The sequence below is a fragment of the Burkholderia sp. BCC1972 genome (assembly GCF_905339605.1).
GTDB lineage: Bacteria > Pseudomonadota > Gammaproteobacteria > Burkholderiales > Burkholderiaceae > Burkholderia.
This window is the reverse complement of record NZ_CAJPGH010000024.1, coordinates 61,656-82,554: the sequence shown is the minus strand read 5'-3', so window position 1 is coordinate 82,554 and position 20,899 is coordinate 61,656. Positions and strand designations below refer to the sequence as shown.

The 20,899-nt window shown below is 68.0% G+C and carries 19 protein-coding genes; 9 read left to right on the top strand and 10 right to left on the bottom strand.

The window, feature by feature from the left end:
• Positions 1-52 precede the first annotated feature (52 nt).
• Positions 53-289 (top strand): ParD-like family protein, encoded by a 237-nt coding sequence (locus U5798_RS28105; RefSeq protein ID WP_027783949.1) that lies wholly within the window; start codon positions 53-55, stop codon positions 287-289.
• A complete protein-coding gene (gene map / locus U5798_RS28100) occupies positions 289-1,095 on the top strand; it encodes a type I methionyl aminopeptidase (RefSeq protein ID WP_322083854.1) in 807 nt (268 codons plus the stop codon). The genes U5798_RS28105 and map overlap by 1 nt, the downstream gene beginning before the upstream one ends.
• A gap of 94 nt (positions 1,096-1,189) precedes the next feature.
• On the opposite strand, the gene U5798_RS28095 is transcribed toward map, so the two are convergent.
• Entirely contained in the window at positions 1,190-1,693 is a 504-nt protein-coding gene (locus U5798_RS28095; protein ID WP_322083853.1) for a GAF domain-containing protein, read from the bottom strand.
• 79 nt (positions 1,694-1,772) lie between these two features.
• Positions 1,773-2,690 carry a LysR family transcriptional regulator gene (locus U5798_RS28090; RefSeq protein WP_124456002.1) on the bottom strand — a complete coding sequence of 306 codons (918 nt, stop codon included), beginning with the start codon at positions 2,688-2,690 and terminating at the stop codon, positions 1,773-1,775.
• Positions 2,691-2,800: 110 nt separating this feature from the next.
• Between U5798_RS28090 and U5798_RS28085 the strand changes: the two genes are divergently transcribed.
• Together U5798_RS28085 and U5798_RS28080 are read left to right on the top strand one after the other, a co-directional pair.
• Positions 2,801-3,667 (top strand): pirin family protein, encoded by an 867-nt coding sequence (locus U5798_RS28085; RefSeq protein ID WP_124456001.1) that lies wholly within the window; start codon positions 2,801-2,803, stop codon positions 3,665-3,667.
• Positions 3,668-3,811: 144 nt separating this feature from the next.
• Positions 3,812-4,297, top strand: a complete 486-nt coding sequence (locus U5798_RS28080; protein WP_322083852.1) for a GNAT family N-acetyltransferase — start codon at positions 3,812-3,814, stop codon at positions 4,295-4,297.
• Between the two features lie 27 nt (positions 4,298-4,324).
• On the opposite strand, the gene U5798_RS28075 is transcribed toward U5798_RS28080, so the two are convergent.
• The 3 genes from U5798_RS28075 to U5798_RS28065 are packed head-to-tail and all read right to left on the bottom strand — an operon-like array spanning position 4,325 to position 6,295.
• Positions 4,325-5,194, bottom strand: a complete 870-nt coding sequence (locus U5798_RS28075) for a cytochrome c oxidase assembly protein (protein WP_124455999.1) — start codon at positions 5,192-5,194, stop codon at positions 4,325-4,327.
• A gap of 10 nt (positions 5,195-5,204) precedes the next feature.
• The gene (locus U5798_RS28070; RefSeq protein ID WP_124455998.1) at positions 5,205-5,651 is read right to left on the bottom strand and encodes a copper chaperone PCu(A)C; all 447 of its coding nucleotides are present in this window, start codon (positions 5,649-5,651) and stop codon (positions 5,205-5,207) included.
• Positions 5,652-5,659: 8 nt separating this feature from the next.
• The gene (locus tag U5798_RS28065; RefSeq protein WP_322083851.1) at positions 5,660-6,295 is read right to left on the bottom strand and encodes an SCO family protein; all 636 of its coding nucleotides are present in this window, start codon (positions 6,293-6,295) and stop codon (positions 5,660-5,662) included.
• 280 nt (positions 6,296-6,575) lie between these two features.
• On the opposite strand from U5798_RS28065, the gene otsB reads away from it, so the two are divergent.
• Both otsB and otsA read left to right on the top strand, forming a co-directional pair.
• On the top strand, positions 6,576-7,328 hold the full coding sequence (otsB, locus tag U5798_RS28060) for a trehalose-phosphatase (protein WP_124455996.1): 753 nt from the start codon (positions 6,576-6,578) through the stop codon (positions 7,326-7,328).
• The gene (gene otsA / locus U5798_RS28055; RefSeq protein WP_124455995.1) at positions 7,325-8,713 is read left to right on the top strand and encodes an alpha,alpha-trehalose-phosphate synthase (UDP-forming); all 1,389 of its coding nucleotides are present in this window, start codon (positions 7,325-7,327) and stop codon (positions 8,711-8,713) included. Before otsB ends, otsA begins: the two co-directional genes overlap by 4 nt.
• 79 nt (positions 8,714-8,792) lie before the next feature.
• Here otsA and U5798_RS28050 read toward each other — a convergent pair whose 3' ends face one another.
• Complete coding sequence (locus U5798_RS28050; protein ID WP_124455994.1) at positions 8,793-10,625, bottom strand: ABC transporter ATP-binding protein; 1,833 nt, start codon at positions 10,623-10,625, stop codon at positions 8,793-8,795.
• 565 nt (positions 10,626-11,190) lie between these two features.
• On the opposite strand from U5798_RS28050, the gene U5798_RS28045 reads away from it, so the two are divergent.
• Together U5798_RS28045 and U5798_RS28040 are read left to right on the top strand one after the other, a co-directional pair.
• Entirely contained in the window at positions 11,191-12,255 is a 1,065-nt protein-coding gene (locus U5798_RS28045) for a glycosyltransferase family 4 protein (RefSeq protein WP_124455992.1), read from the top strand.
• 238 nt (positions 12,256-12,493) lie between these two features.
• Complete coding sequence (locus tag U5798_RS28040; RefSeq protein ID WP_124455991.1) at positions 12,494-13,303, top strand: hypothetical protein; 810 nt, start codon at positions 12,494-12,496, stop codon at positions 13,301-13,303.
• 84 nt (positions 13,304-13,387) lie between these two features.
• On the opposite strand, the gene gudD is transcribed toward U5798_RS28040, so the two are convergent.
• A complete protein-coding gene (gene gudD, locus U5798_RS28035; protein ID WP_124455990.1) occupies positions 13,388-14,740 on the bottom strand; it encodes a glucarate dehydratase in 1,353 nt (450 codons plus the stop codon).
• 359 nt (positions 14,741-15,099) lie between these two features.
• On the opposite strand from gudD, the gene U5798_RS28030 reads away from it, so the two are divergent.
• Positions 15,100-15,849 (top strand): FadR/GntR family transcriptional regulator, encoded by a 750-nt coding sequence (locus tag U5798_RS28030; RefSeq protein ID WP_124455989.1) that lies wholly within the window; start codon positions 15,100-15,102, stop codon positions 15,847-15,849.
• A 137-nt stretch (positions 15,850-15,986) separates the two neighbouring features.
• Here the strand turns inward: U5798_RS28030 and U5798_RS28025 are convergent, their stop codons facing one another.
• The 3 genes from U5798_RS28025 to pdxY all read right to left on the bottom strand — a co-directional run bounded on the left by U5798_RS28025 (position 15,987) and on the right by pdxY (position 20,820).
• A complete protein-coding gene (locus tag U5798_RS28025; protein WP_322083850.1) occupies positions 15,987-17,135 on the bottom strand; it encodes a branched-chain amino acid ABC transporter substrate-binding protein in 1,149 nt (382 codons plus the stop codon).
• A gap of 370 nt (positions 17,136-17,505) precedes the next feature.
• Positions 17,506-19,650, bottom strand: a complete 2,145-nt coding sequence (locus tag U5798_RS28020) for a phosphocholine-specific phospholipase C (protein ID WP_322083849.1) — start codon at positions 19,648-19,650, stop codon at positions 17,506-17,508.
• A 309-nt stretch (positions 19,651-19,959) separates the two neighbouring features.
• A complete protein-coding gene (pdxY, locus tag U5798_RS28015) occupies positions 19,960-20,820 on the bottom strand; it encodes a pyridoxal kinase PdxY (RefSeq protein WP_124456542.1) in 861 nt (286 codons plus the stop codon).
• Between the last annotated feature and the right edge of the window lie 79 nt (positions 20,821-20,899).

The following is a 20,899-nucleotide window of genomic DNA, read 5'->3' as shown; positions in this document are numbered from 1 at the left end:
GCGCACGCGGCGTAATATACGAAACAGCTACGTTTCGTTTAATTGGGGATATATGGGCATCATCAAGATTTCCGAGCACATGCATGAACGGCTGCGCTCGACGAGCACGGCGCTGAGCCGTTCGATCAACGCGCAGGCCGAACACTGGCTGCGCGTCGGGATGCTGGCGGAACTCAACCCGGCGCTGTCCTACGGCGACATCTGCAAGATGTTGATCGAGGCAGAAGCGCGGGGCGGCGACGTGGGGCCGGCGGAGCCGGTCGCGCAGCACATCGAGCAGGTGGCGTAATGGCGAGGCGAGACATCCCGATCCGCGGCGCCGCGGAAATCGCCAAGTCGCGCGAAGCCGCGAAGCTCGCGTCGCAGGTGCTGACGATGATCACCGAGCACGTGAAGCCGGGCGTGACCACCGACGAGCTGGATGCGCGCTGCCGCGAATACATCGTCGACGAACTCGGCGCGATTCCCGCGAACATCGGTTACCACGGCTATCCGAAGACGCTGTGCACGTCGGTCAACCACGTGGTCTGTCACGGCATTCCGACGTCGCGGCCGATGCGCGACGGCGACATCGTGAACCTCGACATCGCGGTGATCAAGGACGGCTGGTTCGGCGACACGAGCCGCATGTATTTCGTCGGCGAACCGAACGAACTCGCGCGGCGCCTCGTCGCGGCGACCTACGAGGCGATGCACGCGGGCATCCGCGCGGTGCGTCCGGGTGCGACGCTCGGCGACGTCGGCTATGCGATCCAGCAGGTCGCGCATCGAGAAGGGTTCAGTGTGGTGCGCGAGTATTGCGGGCACGGCATCGGCGACGTCTATCACGACGAGCCGCAAGTGCTGCACTACGGCCGGCCGGATACCGGCGTGCCGCTACGGCCGGGGATGATCTTCACGATCGAGCCGATGCTCAACGCGGGCAAGCGCGACACGCGCGTGCTGGCCGACGGCTGGACGGTCGTCACGAAGGACCATTCGCTGTCCGCGCAATGGGAGCACATGGTCGTGGTGACGGAAACGGGCTTCGAGGTGCTGACCGAGGACGCGAAGCCGCAGGCGTTCACTGCGCTGTCGGGCACGCACGCGGCCTGACGCCGGCAGCCGCCGCACGCGGCGGCGCAGCGCTGCAATGAAACGGGCCCCTTCGCGGGGCCCGTGTCGTGTGCGGCGAACGGTGCGGGGAGGCTCAGCCGCGCGCCTTCTGCCACGCGTGTTCGACGAACACCCGGCACAGCGCTTCCATGCCTTTGCGGTCCTCGTCGTCGAAGCGCGCGGCGACCGGGCTGTCGACGTCCCACACGCCGATCAGCGTGCCGTCGCCGGCCACCAGCGGGACGACGATCTCCGATTCCGAGGCCGCGTCGCACGCGATATGGCCGGGAAATTCATGCACGTCGCGCACGACCTGCGTCTCGCGCGTCCGCGCGGCCGTGCCGCACACGCCCCTGCCGAGCGCGATGCGCACGCAGGCGGGCTTGCCCTGGAACGGGCCGACGACGAGCTCGGTGCCGTCGAAGAAGTAGAAACCGGCCCAGTTGAGGCGATCGAGCGAGTGATAGACGAGCGCGGAGAAATTCGCCGCGTTTGCCGTCAGGTCGCGTTCCGACTCGACGAGCGCGCGCGCCTGCTCGACGAGCGTCGCGTATTGATCGGCCTTGGAGGCGTTGGGGTCGTTGGACAGCGTGAACATGGCGGGAAAGCGATAAGGGTTGTGAAAATGCGCGTGGCGCGTACCGCAGTCTACGGCACGCGCGCGCGGTCTGCAGTGCTCAGTCGGGTTCGAGTTCGGCAAACCGTTCCGCGAGGAAGTCGAGCAGCGCGCGCACCGCAGGCAGCAACCCCCGGCGCGACGCGAACACCGCGTGCACGATCTCGCGGCGCGGCGCCCAGTCCGGCAGCACGGTGACCAGTTCGCCGCGCGCGACCTCGTCGCGCACCATCATCGTCGGCAACTGCACGACGCCGACACCGGCGACGGCCGCCGCGCGCAGCGCGAGCATGCCGCCCGTCACGAAGCGCGGCTGGTGATGGATTTCCGCGTGCGCGCCATCGGGCCCGCGCAGCCGCCACACGTGGGTGGACTGCGGCACGCCGTGATCGAGGCTCGGCAGGCGCGTGAGATCGGCGGGAACGGCCGGCGCGCCGTGCTCGCGCAGCAGTGCAGGGCTCGCGACGAGGCACTGGCCGCGCTCGGCCAGCACGCGCAGCGCGAGATCGCTGTCTTCGAGCGGCGGCGGGCGCACGCGGATCGCGACGTCGATGCCTTCGCCGACCACGTCGACACGCCGGTTGGTCGCTTCCAGATGAATCTCGACACGCGGGCACGCGGCCATGAACGCGGCAATCATCGCACCGACCAGCGAATCGAGCAGCACGATCGGGCAGCTGACGCGCACGATGCCGCGCGGCTCCTCGTGCAGCAGCGCGATCGCCTCGTCGGCCGCATCGGCCTCGACGAGCATCGCGCGGCAGTGCGCGTAGTAGGTCTGGCCGACGTCGGTGACCGTGAAACGGCGTGTCGAACGCTGGATCAGCCGCATGCCGAGCCGCGCCTCGAGCAGCGCGATGCGGCGGCTGAGCTTCGATTTCGGCATGTCCAGCGCACGCCCCGCCGGCGCGAAGCCGCCGTGTTCGACGACCTGCACGAAGTAGTAGAGATCGTTCAGATCCCGTGCTTTATCGTTCATGAAATAGAACGCTGAGTGCGATTTCGGCAGTCTACCGGATCGATCGTTCCACCTCTATATTGCTACTCATGGATGCGAAACACGTGTTTCGCCGCAATTCGGAGAAGGCAATGAAGAAGATCCAGGGTGTGTACAGTGCGCCGCGCGGCCATTGGGTCGGCGACGGTTTCCCGGTGCGTTCGATGTTCAGCTACCAGTCTCACGGCACGCACCTGAGCCCGTTCCTGCTGCTCGATTACGCAGGCCCCGCAACGTTCGAGCCGGCCACGGCGCCGCGCGGCGTCGGCCAGCATCCGCACCGCGGGTTCGAAACGGTGACGATCGTCTATGACGGCGAAGTCGCACACCGCGACTCGACCGGCGCAGGCGGCGTGATCGGCCCGGGCGACGTGCAATGGATGACGGCCGCGAGCGGGATCCTCCATGAGGAATTCCACTCGGAAGCGTTTACGAAGCGCGGTGGTGCGCTCGAGATGGTCCAGCTGTGGGTGAACCTGCCCGCCGCCGACAAGATGGGCGCGCCCGGCTATCAGACGCTGCTGAACGCGGACATCCCCGTGGTCGAGCTGCCGGAGGGGGCAGGGCGTGCGCGGATCATCGCCGGTGAACTCGACGGGCGACGCGGCCCGGCCCGCACGCACACGCCGATCGACGTGTGGGACGTGCGGCTCGTGGCAGGCGGTCATGCGCGGTTCCCGGTCGCCGAAGGGCGCACGCTCGCGGTGGTCGTGCTGAGCGGCACCGTGCAGGTGAACGGCGAGACGGTCGCTCGCGAAGCGCAGTTCGTGCAACTCGGTCGCGACGGCAGCGATGTCGAGATCGAGGCAAACGGCGACGCGAAGCTGCTGATCCTGAGCGGCGAGCCGATCGACGAGCCGGTCGTCGGCTACGGGCCGTTCGTGATGAACTCGCAAGCGGAGATCCGTACCGCGATCGAGGACTTCAACGGCGGCCGCTTCGGCCAGATGCCGGCATGACGGTCATGACGGCATGACGAACAGGCCCCGCGCCATGCGGGGCCTTTTTTTCGTGCGCGAGCAAGCGGTCGCGCACGATGTGCGCTTGGAGGCATAATCGTTGATTGTCGCGCGCCGGCCGGCGCGCCTGAATCAGGGCCGTACATGAACGCATCCGCCGCATCCCCGAACGCCGCCGATCTCGACTGGCGCTGGAAATCCTTCGACGCGCTGACGGCGCGCGAAGTCTATTCGATCCTCGAGGCGCGCAGCGCCGTTTTCGTCGTCGAGCAGAACTGCGTGTATCGCGACATCGACGACGCGGACCAGGCCGCGTGGCACCTCGCCGCATTCGATCCGGCCGGCCGCCTGGCCGGCTATCTGCGCGTGCTGCTGCCCGATGCGCAACACACCGACGTGCGGATCGGCCGCGTGCTGACGACCGCCGCGTTTCGTGGCGCGGGCCTCGGCAACGGGCTGCTGTCGCGCGCGCTCGAGCATATCCGCGCGCAGTGGCCGGATACGCCGGTGAGCCTGCATGCGCAGGCTCACTTGCAGCGTTTCTACGGGGCGTTCGGCTTCACGCCGAGTTCGGACGTGCACGACGAGGACGGCATCCCGCACGTGTGGATGAGCAGCGCGCGCGCGTGATGCGCGACGCACCGCGCCGCGCAGCGGTCAGTGCGCGGCGCGCGGCACCGGCGGCTTGTCCGCGTGCCGCACCGCGCGTTCGCCGATCAGGCGGCCGCGCGCGGACAGCCGCAGCCAGTGCCGCAGCGCGATCAGCGCGCCGATCACGCTCATCATCGAGCCCGGAATCCACAGCAGCAGCCCGCCGATCTGCTGATCGCGCAGCGGGCTCAGCCACGTGAACGCGCGGCCGCAGATCGAGTAGATCGGATACAGCTCGTGCGGCGTGAAGAAGATCAGCGCGCCGAGCGCGATCTGCGGCGGAATCGCCGCGACGACGATCAGGATCCGGCGGCCCGGCGACAGCCGCGCGGGCGGCGCGGGCCGCGGATCGACCACCAGCCACCAGAACAGCAGCCCGTCGATCACCATGCTCCAGTTCATCACGCGATAGAGGCGCCAGTCGAGCATCGCGATGAAGTGGATCGGCGACAGCAGCCAGAAATAGATCAGCCCGACGAACAGCACGACCGCGACGACCGGATGAAACACCACGTCGAGCGTCGCGCGCACGGGCGCCCACGCGAGCGCGGGGCGCACGAAGCGCTGCCGCCAGCTGAACGGGATGCCCGCGCGGATCGCGGCGCCCGGATACGACAGCGCGATGAAGAACGGCCCGAGGTGGTGCAGCACGAGGTGCTGCGCGCGGTGCAGGAAGAACTCGTGCTCGAAGAAATAGTCGAGCCGCGTATGCAGCGCGATATAGAGCGCCGTCAGCCCGAACCAGAACGAGAACTGCCGCAGCGGCGTCACCTTCGCCTTCTTCGCGCCGCGCGCGAACAGCACGGCCGCCGCCAGTACCGCGATGACGACGGTCGGCGACGGTTCCCACGGATCGAGCCAGTACAGGAGGTTCATCGCGCGCGGCTTACTTCGTCTGGGCCGGCGACTTCACGGCGAACGGTGCGTCGACGGTTTCGCCGTCGGAGAATTTCAGGCGCAGGTGCACGGTGTCGCCCGGCTTGATCGCGTGCTTCGGCTCCTCGAGCATGAAGTGATAGCTGCCTGGCGCGATGTCGACCTTGCCGCGTGCGGGGATCGTCAGCTTGTCGACCATTTCCATCTTCTGCGTCGAGCCGTTCGACACGGTCTGGTGCAGCATCGCCATCCCGTAGTCGGGACTGTCGACGTCGACGAGATCGACGGGCTTGTCGCCAGTGTTCACGAGCGTCACGTAGCCGCCCGCCGGCAGCTTGTTCGGCAGCCAGCGCACCCATGCGCCCTGCGCGGTGATCGCACCGGCGGCATACGCTTGGGCGCCGGCGCACAGCGCGGCGAGGAGGGCGAACGTCTTGAGGGTCGTCTTCGTCTTCATGTCGGAATTCAGGTCGGTGAGGCGGTGTCGATGATCCGGCGCACATCGGCGGCGATGGCGTCGGGCGAATCGCGATCGGTCGCGAGCAGGCGCGCGCGTCCGGTTGCGTCGAAGATGTAGACGGCCGAGCTGTGCGTGACTTCGTAGCCGCCGGACGGATCGCGTTTTTCCATCTGGTACGCGACGCGATAGCGTTTCGCGAGCGATTCGATCTGGCCGTCGGTGCCGGTCAGGCCGCGCGCGTGCGTGGCGTCGAACGCGGCGACGTACGACTGCATCAGCTGCGGCGTGTCGCGCGCGGGATCGACCGACACGAACAGGATGCGCACGTCGTTGGCCTGCGGGCCGAGCTTGCCGAGCACGTCCATCAGCCGCGCCATCGTTTCGGGGCAGACATCGGGGCAGTGCGTGTAGCCGAAGTAGACGAGCGCGACGCGGCCGTGGAACGCATCGGCGCCGACGGGGCGGCCGTCGCCGCCCGTGAGCGTGAACGACAGGTCGGGCAGGTGGCCGGTGACGTTGGTCAGGTTCCAGCGCGGCTCGTCGTGCGTGCACGCGGCGAGCGCCACGGCGGCGGCGAGGGCCGCAGCCGTGCGGATGAGGCGGGAGAAGCGCCGGTGCGGCGCGGGACGGGCAGACGACATCCTGGGGCTCGATCGGTCGGAAAGATACCGGCCGGCGCGATGCCATGCGTCGCGCGGCAGGCGGTTGCGACTGTAGCGCAATTCGCGCGCCCGCGTCCTTTCGAAACCCGTACGGGGCGGGCGAGCGGGGCAATATGTCGCAGTTGACGCGGGCGGCAGCGCGAGGCCGGCGACGTACCGGTTTCGCCCATCTCGGTGCGCAGGCGCGGTAAGATGCGCACAAACCCATTCGCGCAGTGGCGGCCTGCGTTTGCCGGCCGGCCCTCAGACTATCGAATCGATGCAATCCGTTCCGGCTTCCCTGTCCCTGACCGATACCGCGTTCTTCTTCGATTTCGACGGCACGCTCGTCGAACTCGCGCCGACTCCCGACAGCATTCACGTTCCGCCGTCGCTGCTGACGCTGCTCGACGAGCTGCGCCGCCGCACGCACGGCGCGGTCGCGGTCGTGTCGGGGCGCGGCATCGACAACCTCGACACGTTCCTGAAGATGCCCGACCTGCCGATCGCGGGCCTGCACGGCGCGGAGCGCCGCGATGCGAACGGCGACACGCAGCGCATCGGCTTCAACGACGAACGCCTGCTGCGCATCGAGCGCGAGCTGGCGGGCGTCGTCGACCGCCATCCGGGCATGCTGCTCGAAATCAAGGGCGCGGCCGTCGCGCTGCACTTCCGCAACGCGCCCGAGCGCGAGGCGGCGGCGCGCGAAGCGGCCGAGCGTCTCGTGGCCGACTATGCCGATGCGTACGTGCTGCAGCCCGGCAAGATGGTGTTCGAGATCAAGCCGAAGGGCGTCGACAAGGGGCGCGCACTGGCCGCGTTCCTCGACGAACCGCCGTTCGCGGGGCGCGTGCCGCTGTTCGCGGGCGACGACCTGACCGACGAGAAGGGCTTCGCGGTGGTCAATGCGCGCGGCGGCCTGTCGATCAAGGTCGGCGCGGGCGAGACGTCGGCCCGCATGCGGCTCGACTCGGTCGACGCGCTGCATGAGCAGATCGCGCGCTGGCTCGGCGCGGGGCAGCCGCACGCATGAGCCGGCTCATCATCGTTTCAAACCGCGTCGCACCGATTTCGGAAGGCGAACCGGCGGCGGGCGGCCTGGCGATCGGCGTCTATGACGCACTGAAGGAGACGGGCGGCATGTGGTTCGGCTGGAGCGGCGAGGTCGTCGCGTCCGGCGCGCCGCAGCCGCAGATCCACGTCGAGGAGCGCGGGCCCGTGACGTTCGCGACCGTCGGGCTGGCGCGCCGCGATTACGACCAGTACTACCGTGGCTTCTCGAACGCGACGCTGTGGCCCGCGTTCCATTACCGCGCGGACCTGATCCAGTACGACCGCCACGAATTCGACGGCTACCGCCGCGTCAACGTGTGGCTCGCGCAGCAGCTCGTGCCGCTGCTGCAGGACGACGACGTGATCTGGGTGCACGACTATCACCTGATCCCGTTCGCGCGCGCGCTGCGCGATGCCGGCGTGAAGAACCGGATCGGCTTCTTCCTGCACATCCCGTTTCCGGCCGCTCAGGTGCTCGTCAACGTGCCGCCGCACCGCGAGCTCGTCGAGTCGCTGTGCGCGTTCGACCTGCTCGGCTTCCAGACCGAACCCGACTTGCGCGCATTCTGCGACTACGTCGAATTCGAAGCGGGCGGCGAGGTCGAGCGCAACGGGTACAACACGGTGCGCGTGCGCGCATTCGGCCAGACGCTGCGTGCGGCCGCCTATCCGATCGGCGTGTATCCGGACGAGATCGCGTCGCTCGCGCAGGCCGGTGAGCAGGGAAAGGCCGTGCGCACGCTCGCGACGTCGCTGCGCGGGCGGCAGCTGATCATGAGCGTCGACCGGCTCGATTATTCGAAGGGGCTCGTCGAGCGTTTCCGTGCATTCGAGAAGCTGCTCGAGCACCAGGCGTCGATCCGCAACCGCGTGTCGTTCCTGCAGATCGCACCGTCGACGCGCGCGGACCTGCGCGCGTACCAGGACATCCGGCTGCAGCTGGAGGCGGAGTCGGGGCGCATCAACGGGCGCTACGCGGAGCTCGACTGGGCGCCGATCCTCTACATTCACCGCCAGTACGACCGCCAGGTGCTGGCCGCGCTGTACCGGCTTGCGCGCGTGGGCTTCGTGACGCCGCTGCGCGACGGGATGAACCTCGTCGCGAAGGAATACGTGTCCGCGCAGAACCCGGACGATCCGGGCGTGCTGGTGCTGTCGCGTTTCGCGGGCGCTGCACGCGAGCTGACGGGCGCACTGATCGTCAATCCGATCGACATCGACGGGATGGCCGATGCGCTGTCGCAGGCGCTGACGATGCCGCTCGCCGAGCGGCGCGCGCGCTACGCGGACATGATCGCGCAACTGCGCGAGAACAACGTGTCGGTGTGGCGCGACAACTTCCTGCGCGATTTGCAGCACGTCTGACCGGCTGCTCCCGGCGCAATGAAAAAGCCGCAGTGCGTGACGCACTGCGGCTTTTTTTGTCGGCCGTATGCGGGCGGCGTCAGGCCACGCGCTCGCCGGTCGGCGTGTTGCCGTCGGGGGCCGCGTGATGGCGGCCGTGCTGTTTCGCGAGCAGGTCGCGGTACAGGCCGGGGCGGTTGCGCAGCACGTCGGGCGGGCCGTCGTCGATCACCTTGCCGTTGCTCATCACGATGATCCGGTCGAAGTTGCGCAGCGTCGACAGGCGGTGCGCGATCGCGATCACCGTGCGACCGACCATCAGGCGGTCGAGCGCGCTCTGGATGGCTTCCTCGGACGCGCTGTCGAGTGCCGACGTCGCTTCGTCGAGCAGCAGGATCGGCGCATCCTTCAGGATCGCGCGCGCAATCGCGATGCGCTGGCGCTGGCCGCCCGACAGCTTGACGCCGCGGTCGCCGACGATCGTGTCATAGCCTTCCGGCATCGCCTCGATGAACTCCGCGCAGCGTGCGTCGCGCGCGGCGGCGAGCACTTCGTCGCGGGTCGCCTCGGGGCGGCCGTACGCGATGTTGTCGTAGATCGTCCGGTGCAGCAGCGAGATGTCCTGCGGCACGAGCGCGATCGCATGGCGCAGGCTGTCCTGCGTGATCGTCTTCACGTCCTGGCCGTCGACCTTCACGACGCCGTCCTGCGTGTCGTAGAAGCGCTGCAGCAGCGCGAGCACGGTCGACTTGCCGGCGCCCGACTTGCCGATCAGGCCGACGCGCTGTCCCGGTTCGATATGGAGATCGAAGTGGTCGAGGATCGCGCGGCGGTGCGGGTACGCGAACGTCACGCGCTCGAAGTCGACGCGGCCGCCGGTGGCCGTCAGCGGCTGCGCGTCGGAGCGGTCCGGCATCCCGTGCGGCTCGAGCAGCGTCTTCACGGCCTCGGACAGGCGCGCGACGTGCTGCGTGACGTCGACGAGCGCGACCGCGAGGTCGCGCGTGCCGTGCAGGATCGTGAAGCCGAGCGAGCTGACGAGCACGATGTCGCCCGACGTCGCGCGGCCCTGGTCCCACAGCCACAGCGCCCAGCCGAGCAGGCCGGCCGACAGCATCGCGGTGATCACCGCGTGCAGCAGGCGCAGCTTTTCGAGATAGAGCAGGCTTTGCTGGCGCGCGTCCATCTCGGCCTTGACCGTCGCGCCGAAGCGCTTCTGCTCGCGCAGCGTCATGCCGAACGCACGCACGAGCCCCATGTTGCCGATCACGTCGACGAGCTCGCCGTCGACCGCCGCGGCCTTCGCCGCGAACGCATGGTGACGGGCCGAGCCGCGCCCGGCGAGCTTGAACAGGATGACGGACAGCACGGCCGAACAGCCGAGCAGGCCGGCGGCCATCAGCGGATTGACGACGATGATCATCAGGATCGCGCCCATCACCGCGATGCACGGCGGCAGCACGTTCCACGCCATCGTGTTCTCGGACGTGTAGACCGCGTTCGACGTGGCCGTGATGCGGCTCGCGAGCGTGCCCGGCTGCTTCTCCGAGTAATACGTCGGCGAATGGCCGATCAGGTACTGGAACAGGTCGCGCCGCAGGTCGCCGGTCACTGCGACGAACGTGTGCGCGGCGACCCAGCCGCCGACGCGCCACAGCAGGTTGTCGGCCGCGATCAGCCCGACGAGCAGCGCGAACGCGCTCCACAGCGGGCCCGGGTGATGGCGCCCGGTCGCGAGTACGTCGATCAGGTGCTTGATCGCGTACTGCGAGCCGAGCGCGCAGCCGACGGCGGCCAGCACGCTGCAGAGCACGATGAGGTGCGCGGCGGGATGGAGGCGGATGTAGCGGAACAGGAACGCGATCGGCCGGTGCGCGTAGCTCGACAGCTTCGCGTTGTGGGCGTTGCGCTGGGCAGGGGTGAGAGATTCCAAAATATGCGTGCGGTGATTCGGTGATTGAGCGTGGCGGCTGGATCGCATGCCGACGTTCGCCCGGACTGAATAATCCGGCATTGTAAACAAGGCCGTGCGTCGCGCTGCGCGAATCTTGCCTTGGCCAGGGGCTCGCGATCGATTTTGAGATAAAATCCGGCATCCCGTCCTGCCTCGTGTGCCGGAATCACGTGCCGGCAGCCTCGGGTTAACAGGGATCGCCAAAACGGCCTTCCACTCTAGAACGGACACCCAAGTCCGCGGGTTGCAAAGTGTTGCACCTTTGTAACAAAGTAAAGTGTTTGAAATGTTGTGCGCCGTATCGGGATTAACCCTAGATAATCGGCTCCGGGTTCGATTCCAGGTTTTTTTACGAACCCCTGTCAACGGGTCTTCGTTTCAAACGTTCTATGCCTGTCGCGTCGCCGACGCTCCTTGAGCAGCGCGGGTTCGACGCCCCCGGCAGGCTGATTCGTCCGATTTTCGGATGAAATGCATCCAGCCCGGACCGCCGGCAGGTTGCCGACCCATACCTGGTTTTTAGCCGATTTTTTAGGAGTTACGCATGCGAATCGCCCAAATCGCTCCGTTGCATGAAGCGGTGCCCCCGAAACTGTACGGTGGTACCGAGCGAGTGGTGTCCTATCTCACCGAAGCGCTTGTCGAGATGGGGCATGACGTGACGCTCTTCGCGAGCGGCGATTCGCAAACTTCCGCGAAGCTCGAGGCATGCTGGCCGCAGGCGCTGCGCCTCGACCCGACGATCCGCGACGTGATGGCCCCGCACATGCTGCTCCTCGAGCAGGTGCGCCGCCGCGCGGAAGAGTTCGATGTCCTGCACTGCCACATCGACTACTACCCGTTCTCGCTGTTCTCGCGCCAGCCGGTCCCGCATCTGACGACGATGCACGGCCGTCTCGACCTGCCGGAACTGCAGCCGATCTTCAATGCATTCAGCGACGTGCCGGTCGTGTCGATCTCCGACAACCAGCGTATCCCGCTGCCGCAGGCGAACTGGCTGTCGACCGTGTACCACGGCCTGCCGGAAAACCTGCTGACGCCGATCCCGAACGTGAAGCCGAGCTACCTGGCGTTCCTGGGCCGCATCTCGCCGGAGAAGCGCGTCGACACGGCGATCCGCATCGCCGAACAGGCCGGCCTGCCGATCAAGATTGCCGCGAAGCTCGACAAGGCTGACCGCGCGTACTACGAAGAGAAGATCAAGCCGCTGTTCGCGCTGCCGCACGTCGAGTACATCGGCGAAATCAGCGAGTCGGAAAAGACCGAATTCCTCGGCAACGCGCACGCGCTGCTGTTCCCGATCGACTGGCCGGAGCCCTTCGGCCTGGTGATGATCGAGGCGATGGCCTGCGGCACGCCGGTGATCGCGTTCAAGCGCGGTTCGGTGCCGGAAGTGATCGACAACGGCGTGTCGGGCTTCGTCGTCGAAGACGAACTGTCGGCCGTCGCGGCGCTCAAGCGCCTCGATACGCTGCCGCGCGAGAAGGTCCGCGCCGCGTTCGAAGCACGTTTCTCGTCGAAGGTGATGGCGCAGAACTACGTGAAGGGCTACGAGGAACTGCTGCGCCAGAAGCACCGTACGGTGCTCCGCGAAGTCAACGCAGGCTGATTCGCCGGCCGCTGCCGCGCTGCGGCGCGCGGCCGTCATCGACGCCCCGTCCGGGTTTTCCGGCGGGGCGTTGTCACATCCGCGGCGCGGATGTGTTGTATTCTCGCCGCGCCCGGCGCCGCGAACGGCTCCCGAAGCGGCCCGGCACGCCATCCGGCCGTCTGTCCAGACGGTAATGTCCCTATAATGGCCGTGCCGTGAAATCCGGCCCTGTACGAATATCAAGAGGAGAGCAGTCTTGGCGAGAACGAAAACCACGCGCGCAGCGCCGGCCCCCGGCGCCGGTGTGATCTTCGCGTTGCGCGCGATCGGTCTCGTGCTGCTCGCGCGCTGGCTGTTCTCGATGTCGCAGATGGGCTATCGCTCGTCGCTGTCCGCGATGGTGTCGTCGCCGTGGGCGTTCGTCTACCTCGTGCTGATCTTCCTGCTGCTCGCGCTGCCGGGCGCCGTCGCGCGTGCCGAGCGGCCGTTCCATCCGCTGCCGCAGTGGCTGCGCCAGGCGCTGCGCGTCTTCGCGCTGATCGGCTTCCTGTTCGCGGTCTGGTCGATCGGCATGTACGCGTGGGTGGCCGGCTGGCGCCACGCGCTGCATGCGGTGACGGCGACCAACGGCTGGCTCGTCGCCGCGCCGGCGCTCTACGCGGCGATCGTCTGGATCTGCCGCCCGCGGCCGCTGTGGCGCACCAACGTGGCCGCTCGCCGCTTCGCGGTCGGCCGGTATGCAATTTCACTCGACGTGCTGACGCGCACCGCGATCGTCTGGATGGAAAGCCGCAAGGTCGGCCAGTACGACGCGCGTGAGCTGTCGGTGCGCTGGCCTGGCCGCAAGGCTGCTGCGCCGAGCGAGCAGGGTGCGGCGGACGCGCAGCCGGCAATCGTGCCGCCGCGTCGCGGCAGCCTGTTCAATCGGCCGAAGGTCGAGCTGCTGTGGGATTCGCCGGCGGCCGTCGGCCATAACCGGCAGATCGTGATGCGCGCGCCGCTCGCGACCGAAGGCGACCGCGTCGCGGTGCTCGCGCTCGACGCGGCGCTCAAGCAGATCGTCTGACACGGCTCGCGCACCCGGCGCGGGCGACAAGGACCGGCTGGTCACCGGCAACCGGGCGAGCCGGCCGCCCGGTCGGTCCCGCGCTCAGCGCACGAGGCAGGGGCGCTTGTTGTTGAACGTCCACCCCGGAATCAGATACTGCATGGCCGCCGCATCGTCGCGGGCGCCGAGGCCGTGCTGCTTGTACAGCTCGTGCGCGACCGCGACCGCATCCATGTCGATGTCGACGCCGAGACCCGGCCGCTTCGGCACTTCCACCAGCCCGTTCTCGATCGTCAACGGCTCGCGCGTCAGCCGTTCGCCGTCCTGCCAGATCCAGTGCGTGTCGATCGCGGTGACCTGGCCGGGCGCGGCGGCCGCGACATGCGTGAACATCGCGAGCGATACGTCGAAGTGGTTGTTCGAATGCGAACCCCACGTGAGACCCCAATCGCGGCACATCTGCGCGACGCGCACCGAACCCTGCATCGTCCAGAAATGCGGGTCGGCGAGCGGGATGTCGACGGCCTGCAATTGCACCGCGTGGCCCATCTGCCGCCAGTCGGTCGCGATCATGTTGGTCGCCGTCGGCAGCCCCGTCGCGCGGCGGAATTCGGCCATCACCTCGCGGCCCGAGTAACCGTTCTCCGCGCCGCACGGATCTTCCGCATACGCGAGCACGTGATGCTGATCGCGGCACAGCCGCACGGCTTCGTCGAGCGACCATGCGCCGTTCGGGTCGAGCGTCACGCGTGCGTCGGGGAAGCGTTCGGCGAGCGCCGTCACGGCCTCGATCTCGCTTGCGCCTTCGAACACGCCACCCTTCAGCTTGAAGTCGTTGAAGCCGTAGCGCGCATGCGCCGCCTCGGCGAGCCGCACGACGGCCTCGGGCGTCAGCGCGGCCTCGTCGCGCACGCGGGTCCAGTCGTCGGTCGCGCCGCTGCCGTCGCGATACGCGAGCGCGGTTTTCGTGCGGTCGCCAATGTAGAACAGGTAGCCGAGCATTTCGACGCGGTCGCGTTGCTGGCCTTCGCCGAGCAGCGCGGCGACCGGCACGCCGAGGTGCTGGCCAAGCAGGTCGAGCAGCGCGGCCTCGAGCGCGGTGACCGCGTGGATCGTCGTGCGCAGGTCGAAGGTCTGCAGCCCGCGGCCGCTCGCGTCGCGGTCGGCGAAGGTGCGCCGCACGTCGTTGAGCACCGCATGGTAGTTGCCGACCGGCTGGCCGACGACGAGTGCGCGCGCGTCGTCGAGCGTGCGGCGGATGCTTTCGCCGCCCGGCACCTCGCCGACGCCTGTCCGGCCCGCGCTGTCCTTCAGGATCACGAGGTTGCGGGTGAAGAACGGACCGTGCGCACCGCTCAGGTTGAGCAGCATGCTGTCGTGGCCGGCGACCGGAATCGCTTGCAGGTCGACGATGCGCGGCGTGTCGTGGGAAGGCGAGGCAGTGACGGCGTTCATGGGCGGCGATGGCAGAAGAGTGGGCAATGCCGTGCGGCAAAAGCTTTGCCGCGCGCGGCGGGAGGTGCGATCATTCGACAACCGACGTGCGCGGCGCGCAAGGCCCGCAGGTCGACAGCAACCCGGAACGGGGTGGGCGCGACAACGAGACCAGCAGCGCGCAGAACGCGAACGCTGGCTGATCGTCAGGCATGGGACCGGGCGGCGCTGGTATGCCGGCTCGAGTCGACAGGAGATCCGTGCATCGATCATCAGTCGTCGGATGACTTGTGACGCAGTATAATGAATCATCGGCTTTCGCTCAAACCCCGCGTAAACCCTCGGCTCACATTACGATCATTCAAAAAGGAACCGGCCTCATGTCCGTGCCTACGCTTCCCGCAGCGCCGCGCCGTCGCGCACGCAGCCTCGCACAAGATGTCGTCGACGCGCTGACCGCGCAGATCGAAAACGGCACGCTGCGTCCCGGCGACAAGCTGCCGACCGAAACCGAAGTCATGGCGGCGCAGGGCGTCAGCCGTACGGTCGTGCGCGAGGCGATCTCGCGGATGCAGGCGAGCGGCCTCGTCGAGACGCGCCACGGCATCGGCAGCTTCGTGCTGGAGCCGTCGCGCCGCCAGGCGCTCGGCATCGATCCCGCGACGATCACGACGCTGCGCGATGTGCTCGCGGTGCTGGAACTGCGCATCAGCCTCGAGAGCGAGTGCGCGAGCCTGGCCGCGCAGCGCGCGAACGATACCGACCTCGCCGCGCTGCGGCGCGCGCTCGACGCGATCGCGACGGGGGCGGGCGGTGGCCGTGACACCGCGCAGCTCGACTTCCAGTTCCACCTGCAGATCGCGCAGTCGACCGGCAACCGCTATTTCGTCGACATCATGACGCAGCTCGGCACGTCGATCATCCCGCGCACGCGCGTGAATTCGGCGCGCTTTGCCGGCGACGATCTCGAGCGCTACGTGGGCCGGCTGAACCACGAGCACGAGGATATCTACGAGGCGATCGCACGCCACGACCCTGAAGCGGCGCGCGCCGCGATGCGCACGCACCTCACGAACAGCCGCGAGCGGCTGCGTCGTGCGCACGAAGCGGCCGAGGCCGAGGCCAGCTGACCGCCGTGCGGCGCGGCCCGCGTTGCCGCGGGTCCGTGCCGAATCGCTTTAACATCAGTCGTCATACGAGATCGATATCGCCGCATCGATCTGCGCGGCCAGGCGGCGCATCCGCCGCCGGCCGCCGAACCCGCCGATCAGCCTCCCTTCGTCACGATCGTCTTCCACGCGCCGCTCTTCACCTGGTACAGCGTCGACATCCCGCTCTTCAGCGAACCGTCGTTCGCGAACGAGATGCGGCCGGTCACGCCTTCGAAGTCGATCTTCTTCAGCGCCGGGCGATAGACCTTCGGATCGGTCGAGCCGGCCGCCTGCATCGCCTTGATCGCGGCCCACGCCGCGTCATAGCCGAACTGCGCATACGACAGCACGTCGACGCCGAAGCGCTTCTTGAAGCGCGCCTCGAAATCCTTCCCCTGCGGCAGCTCGTCGAGCGGCTGGCCGTATTCCCATGCCATCGCGCCTTCGGCGGCCGGGCCCGCGATCTTGATGAACTCGTTGTCCTTCACGCCGCCGCCGCCGACGAACTGCGCGTTCAGCCCGAGCTGGCGCATCTGCTTGATGAAGTTCGCGGCGAGCGAATCGAGGCCGCCGAAGAAGATCAGGTCGGGGTTCTTGCCCTTCAGGCTCGTGATCTGCGCGCGGAAGTCGACCGCCTGGTTGTTGGTGAACTCGCGGCCGATGATCGTGCCGCCCGCGGCCTTCACGGCCTTCTCGAATTCGTCGGCCTCGCCCTGGCCGAACGCGGTGCGGTCGTCGATGATCGCGATGCGCTTCGCCTTCGTCATCTCGACCGCGTACTTGCCGGCGTTGCCGGCATTCTGGCCGTCGGTCGCGATCACCATGAACATGTTCGCGAGCCCGCGCGACGTGAGCGTCGGGTTGGTCGCGGCCGGGTCGATCACCGGAATGCCGGCCTTGTCGTAGACCACCGACGCCGGGATCGTCGTCCCCGAGTTGAAGTGACCGACCACGACCGACACGTTCTGGTCGACCAGCGCCTGCGCGGCCTGCACGCCGATGCGCGGGTCGGCCTGGTCGTCCTGCACGACGAGATTGAAGTGGGCCGGCTTGCCGGCGATCTGCACCTTCTGCGCGGCCGCATCGTCGAGCGCGAGCTGCACGCCGTTCTGCAGATCCTTGCCGTAGCCGGCGTTCACGCCCGTGAGCGGCGCGGCGAAGCCGACCTTCACGTCGGTTGCGTCGGCAGCCTGGGCGGCCTGTTGCGAGAGGAGGGCAAGCGCGGATGCAATGGACACCGACAGCAGGGAATGACGGAATTTCATGTTGTTCCTCTTGTTCGACACCGGCGAGTGGGTACCGCGCGCGTCCGGGCGGGCCGGGCGCGTGCGACGGGCGGGCGGTTCGACCGCTTCTCGGAATCGGGCGGGGAGGTCGGCAGCGTGATCCTCGGAAACATCTCCCGTCAGGCTCCGCGAAGAGCCCCGATTGCTTCGATATATAGGTCGCCGATATGCGCGGGTCTTGGAAATTTGTCGCGCATTCGATGCGGATTTGCGCATAGCTTCCGCGCGGGCGGGTCCGGCCGGTATCGGGAGTTTCCCGTCGCGAACGGAACGGGAGCAGAGATGGGAGGCGGTGCGGGACAAAAACGCGGCGCGGCCCGCGAGGGGCCGCGCCGCGCGTGGGTCGGCGTCAGTCGGACAGGGCGTCCGATGCGGCTTCGGCGTCGTCGTGCGACGCGTGCGTGCGGATCAGCGGGTCGCTGGTGCTCGGGCGGCCCGTTTCGACGTGGCCCGCGAAGCGGCGCAGGAAGCCGAGCAGCCGGCCGTCGCTGACGGTCAGGTCGTACCAGCCGTGGCTGCCGCGCAGGTCCCAGTAGTCGTCGACGTGCGCGCCCGGCGCGAGGTCGAACGTGCGCGAGCGGCCGTGGCCGTACGCGTTCGTGACCTTGAGCCGCACGGCCTTGTGGCCGCGGTTCATCAGGCGCAGCGTGATGTTGCCGTTCGCGACGTCATAGCCGTAGATCACCTCGGGGTTCACGTTCGCGCTGCCGACGCCGGTCGCGAACGGGCCGCGGAAATGGCAGTAGAAGCCGTTCGGGCCGTACACGTCGAGGTCGTACAGGCCGAGCGATGCCGCCGCGCTCCATGTATCGGCGATCCGCTTGCCGGCTTCGACCGTGTACGTCCACGGACCGTCGAGGCGGTTGCGCGACTGGACCTGGAACGCGGCGCCCGCGCGGCCCGTGTTCGCGAAGGTCAGCCGGAACTGGCCGTTCACGGATTCGACGCGGCCGTGGACGAACAGCTCGTACGGCAGCGCGCGCGCCGGACGCAGCCCGGCTTCCTGTTTCGGCAGCTTCTGCAGGGCCGGCGGCACCGGGATGTAGTCGGGATGCCGGTTGCGGTCGGGCGGCGCGTAGCTGCTCGTGTCGGGCAGCGTCGGCCACGCGGCATCGGACGTCGCGAAGTCGAACGCGGCGGTCAGGTCGCCGCACACCGCGCGACGCCACGGCGACACGTTGGCGGCCGCGACCGGATATTGCGCGCCGAACCGCGCCTCGATGAATTGCAGCAGCGACGTGTGATCGAAGGTCTGCGAGCAGACCCACCCGCCCTTGGTCCACGGCGACACGACGAGCATCGGCACGCGCGGCCCGAGCCCGTACGGGCCGGCCATGTGGGATGCGTCGCCGGCGAACACCTCGTTGGTCGTCGCGACCGTCGACAGCCCGTTGTCGCGCGACTGCGGCGCGAACGGCGGCTGCACGTGATCGAAGAAGCCGTCGTTTTCGTCGTACGTGATGAACAGCGCGGTCTTGCTCCATACCTCCGGATTCGACACGAGCGCCTTCAGCACCTGCTCGATGTACCACGCGCCGTAGTTCGCGGGCCAGTTCGGGTGCTCGGAATACGCTTCCGGCGCGCAGATCCACGACACCTGCGGCAGCGTGCCGTTCTTCACGTCCTGCTGCAGCACGTCGAACAGCGTGCCGCCGGTGCTGATGTTGGTGCCGGTGCGCGCCTTGTCGTACAGCGGCGTGCCGGGCAGCGCGGTGCGGTACTGGTTGAAGTAGAGCAGCGCGTTGTCGCCGTAGTTGCCGATGTACGGGTTCTGCGTCCAGCCCCACGAGCCGTTCGCGTCGAGCCCCGTGCCGACGTCCTGGTAGATCTTCCACGACACGCCGGCCTGTTCGAGTACTTCGGGGTAGGTCGTCCAGCCGTAGCCCTTTTCCTCGTTGCCGAGCACCGGGCCGCCGCCCGTGCCGTCGTTGCCGACATAGCCTGTCCACATGTAGTAGCGGTTCGGGTCGGTCGAGCTCGGGATCGCGCAGTGATACGCGTCGCAGATCGTGAACGCATCGGCGAGCTGGTAATGGAACGGGATGTCGTCGCGCTTCAGGTACGCCATCGTCGTGGTGCCCTTGTTCGGCACCCACTGGTCGTAACGGCCCTTGTTCCACGCGGCGTGCATGTCCTGCCAGCCATGCGGCAGGTCCTGCAGGAACTGCAGGCCGAGCTTGTCGGCGCCGGGATGGAACGGCAGCAGTTCGGCCGGGCCGACCGGCTGGTGGAACACCGACTTGCCGTTTGCGAGGCGCAGCGGGCGCGGGTCACCGAAGCCGCGGACACCGCGCATCGTGCCGAAGTAGTGGTCGAACGAACGGTTCTCCTGCATCAGGATCACGATGTGTTCGATGTCACGGATCGTGCCGGTGCGGCGGTTCGCGGGAATCGCGAGCGCATCGCGGATCACGGGCGGAAACAGGTTCAGCGCGGCGGCGCCGGCAGTGCCGGCGGCGACGCGCAGGAAGTCACGACGGTTCGATCGGGTCATGGTCGTTATCGTGCGGTAAAGGGGGGAGCCGATTGGCGGGACCTACGGGAAGGGCGCGCTCCGGGTCGCAGGATGCGGCTGCGCCGGTTCGTGCCGCCGCGAGCATAGCGAGGAATCGGTGTCATTCATGTGAAGTCCGGAAACGTTTGCATGTGCGGCGAAGCGGCGGCGGGACGCAGGGCGCCTGCGGTCATGGAGCAACAGGGAAAGCAGGGAAAGCAGGGAAAGCAGGGAAAGCAGGGAAAGCAGGGAAAGCAGGGAAAGCAGGAAAGCAGGAAAGCAGGAAAGCAGGACAGCGGTACCAGTGCCTCAGGCGTCGGTCACCCACGCGCCGAACCACTCGCTCGGGCGGGCGATCTCGTCCTGCGCGGCGATGAGTTCGAGTTCGTAGCGGCGCGCATCGTAGGTGGCCTTCACGACCGCATGCACGGCCGCGAGCGTGTGCTCGAACGCGGCGCGCACGGAGTCGCCGCGCAGCCGGCGTGCGACGAAGATCGCGCTGGTGAGGTCGCCGACGCCGACCGGATGCCGAGGAAACGCGTACAGCGGGCGCTGGCCGATCCACGCTTCGGTTTCGGTGACGGCGAGCATGTTGAAACGGTCGGCCGGACTGTTGCGGTCGTGCAGGTGCTTGACGAGGATGATCTGCGGGCCGCGACGGATCAGCGCGCGGCACGCGTCGACGGCTTCGGCGACGGTTTCGATGCGCCGCCCGACGAGCTTCTGCAGCTCGGTGTGGTTCGGCGACATGCCGTCCGCGAGCGCCGGCACCTCCTGCACGATGAATTCCTCGACGCCGGGCTCGGGCCGGATGCCGCCCGTCTGGCCCATCGCGGGATCGCAGAAGTACCACGCGTCCGGATTCATTGCCTTCACCGAGCGGACGATCTCGACGGCCGCGCGCGCCTGCGGCGGCGACCCGAGGAAGCCGGACAGCACGGCGTCGCAGCGCTTGAGCGCACCGATCGCGGCAATGCCGTCGACGAGCTGTTCCATCTTCGCGGCATCGATCGCGCTGCCGGCCCAATGGCCGTACTGCATGTGATTCGACAATTGGACGGTGTTGAGCGGCCAGACGTTGACGCCGAGGCGCTGCATCGGGAATACGGCCGCACTGTTGCCGGCATGGCCGTAGATGACGTGCGACTGAATGCTGAGGACGTTTTTCATGGGAAGCGCCTGCACGCGTTTCAGGGTCACGTCACACGATACCCGAGTTCGTCGCACGCGCGGAAGTCGCGCGGCCCCG

What these genes read in the sequence shown, in the direction of transcription:
- U5798_RS28020 (WP_322083849.1), bottom strand. Translation starts at nt 19,650, where the DNA reads ATGACCCGATCGAACCGTCGTGACTTCCTGCGCGTCGCCGCCGGCACT.
- U5798_RS28095 (WP_322083853.1), bottom strand. Translation starts at nt 1,693, where the DNA reads ATGTTCACGCTGTCCAACGACCCCAACGCCTCCAAGGCCGATCAATAC.
- U5798_RS28065 (WP_322083851.1), bottom strand. Translation starts at nt 6,295, where the DNA reads ATGTCGTCTGCCCGTCCCGCGCCGCACCGGCGCTTCTCCCGCCTCATC.
- gudD (WP_124455990.1), bottom strand. Translation starts at nt 14,740, where the DNA reads ATGAACGCCGTCACTGCCTCGCCTTCCCACGACACGCCGCGCATCGTC.
- U5798_RS28080 (WP_322083852.1), top strand. Translation starts at nt 3,812, where the DNA reads ATGAACGCATCCGCCGCATCCCCGAACGCCGCCGATCTCGACTGGCGC.
- map (WP_322083854.1), top strand. Translation starts at nt 289, where the DNA reads ATGGCGAGGCGAGACATCCCGATCCGCGGCGCCGCGGAAATCGCCAAG.
- U5798_RS28025 (WP_322083850.1), bottom strand. Translation starts at nt 17,135, where the DNA reads ATGAAATTCCGTCATTCCCTGCTGTCGGTGTCCATTGCATCCGCGCTT.
- U5798_RS28090 (WP_124456002.1), bottom strand. Translation starts at nt 2,690, where the DNA reads ATGAACGATAAAGCACGGGATCTGAACGATCTCTACTACTTCGTGCAG.
- pdxY (WP_124456542.1), bottom strand. Translation starts at nt 20,820, where the DNA reads ATGAAAAACGTCCTCAGCATTCAGTCGCACGTCATCTACGGCCATGCC.
- U5798_RS28105 (WP_027783949.1), top strand. Translation starts at nt 53, where the DNA reads ATGGGCATCATCAAGATTTCCGAGCACATGCATGAACGGCTGCGCTCG.
- U5798_RS28045 (WP_124455992.1), top strand. Translation starts at nt 11,191, where the DNA reads ATGCGAATCGCCCAAATCGCTCCGTTGCATGAAGCGGTGCCCCCGAAA.
- U5798_RS28085 (WP_124456001.1), top strand. Translation starts at nt 2,801, where the DNA reads ATGAAGAAGATCCAGGGTGTGTACAGTGCGCCGCGCGGCCATTGGGTC.
- otsA (WP_124455995.1), top strand. Translation starts at nt 7,325, where the DNA reads ATGAGCCGGCTCATCATCGTTTCAAACCGCGTCGCACCGATTTCGGAA.
- U5798_RS28070 (WP_124455998.1), bottom strand. Translation starts at nt 5,651, where the DNA reads ATGAAGACGAAGACGACCCTCAAGACGTTCGCCCTCCTCGCCGCGCTG.
- U5798_RS28075 (WP_124455999.1), bottom strand. Translation starts at nt 5,194, where the DNA reads ATGAACCTCCTGTACTGGCTCGATCCGTGGGAACCGTCGCCGACCGTC.
- U5798_RS28030 (WP_124455989.1), top strand. Translation starts at nt 15,100, where the DNA reads ATGTCCGTGCCTACGCTTCCCGCAGCGCCGCGCCGTCGCGCACGCAGC.
- otsB (WP_124455996.1), top strand. Translation starts at nt 6,576, where the DNA reads ATGCAATCCGTTCCGGCTTCCCTGTCCCTGACCGATACCGCGTTCTTC.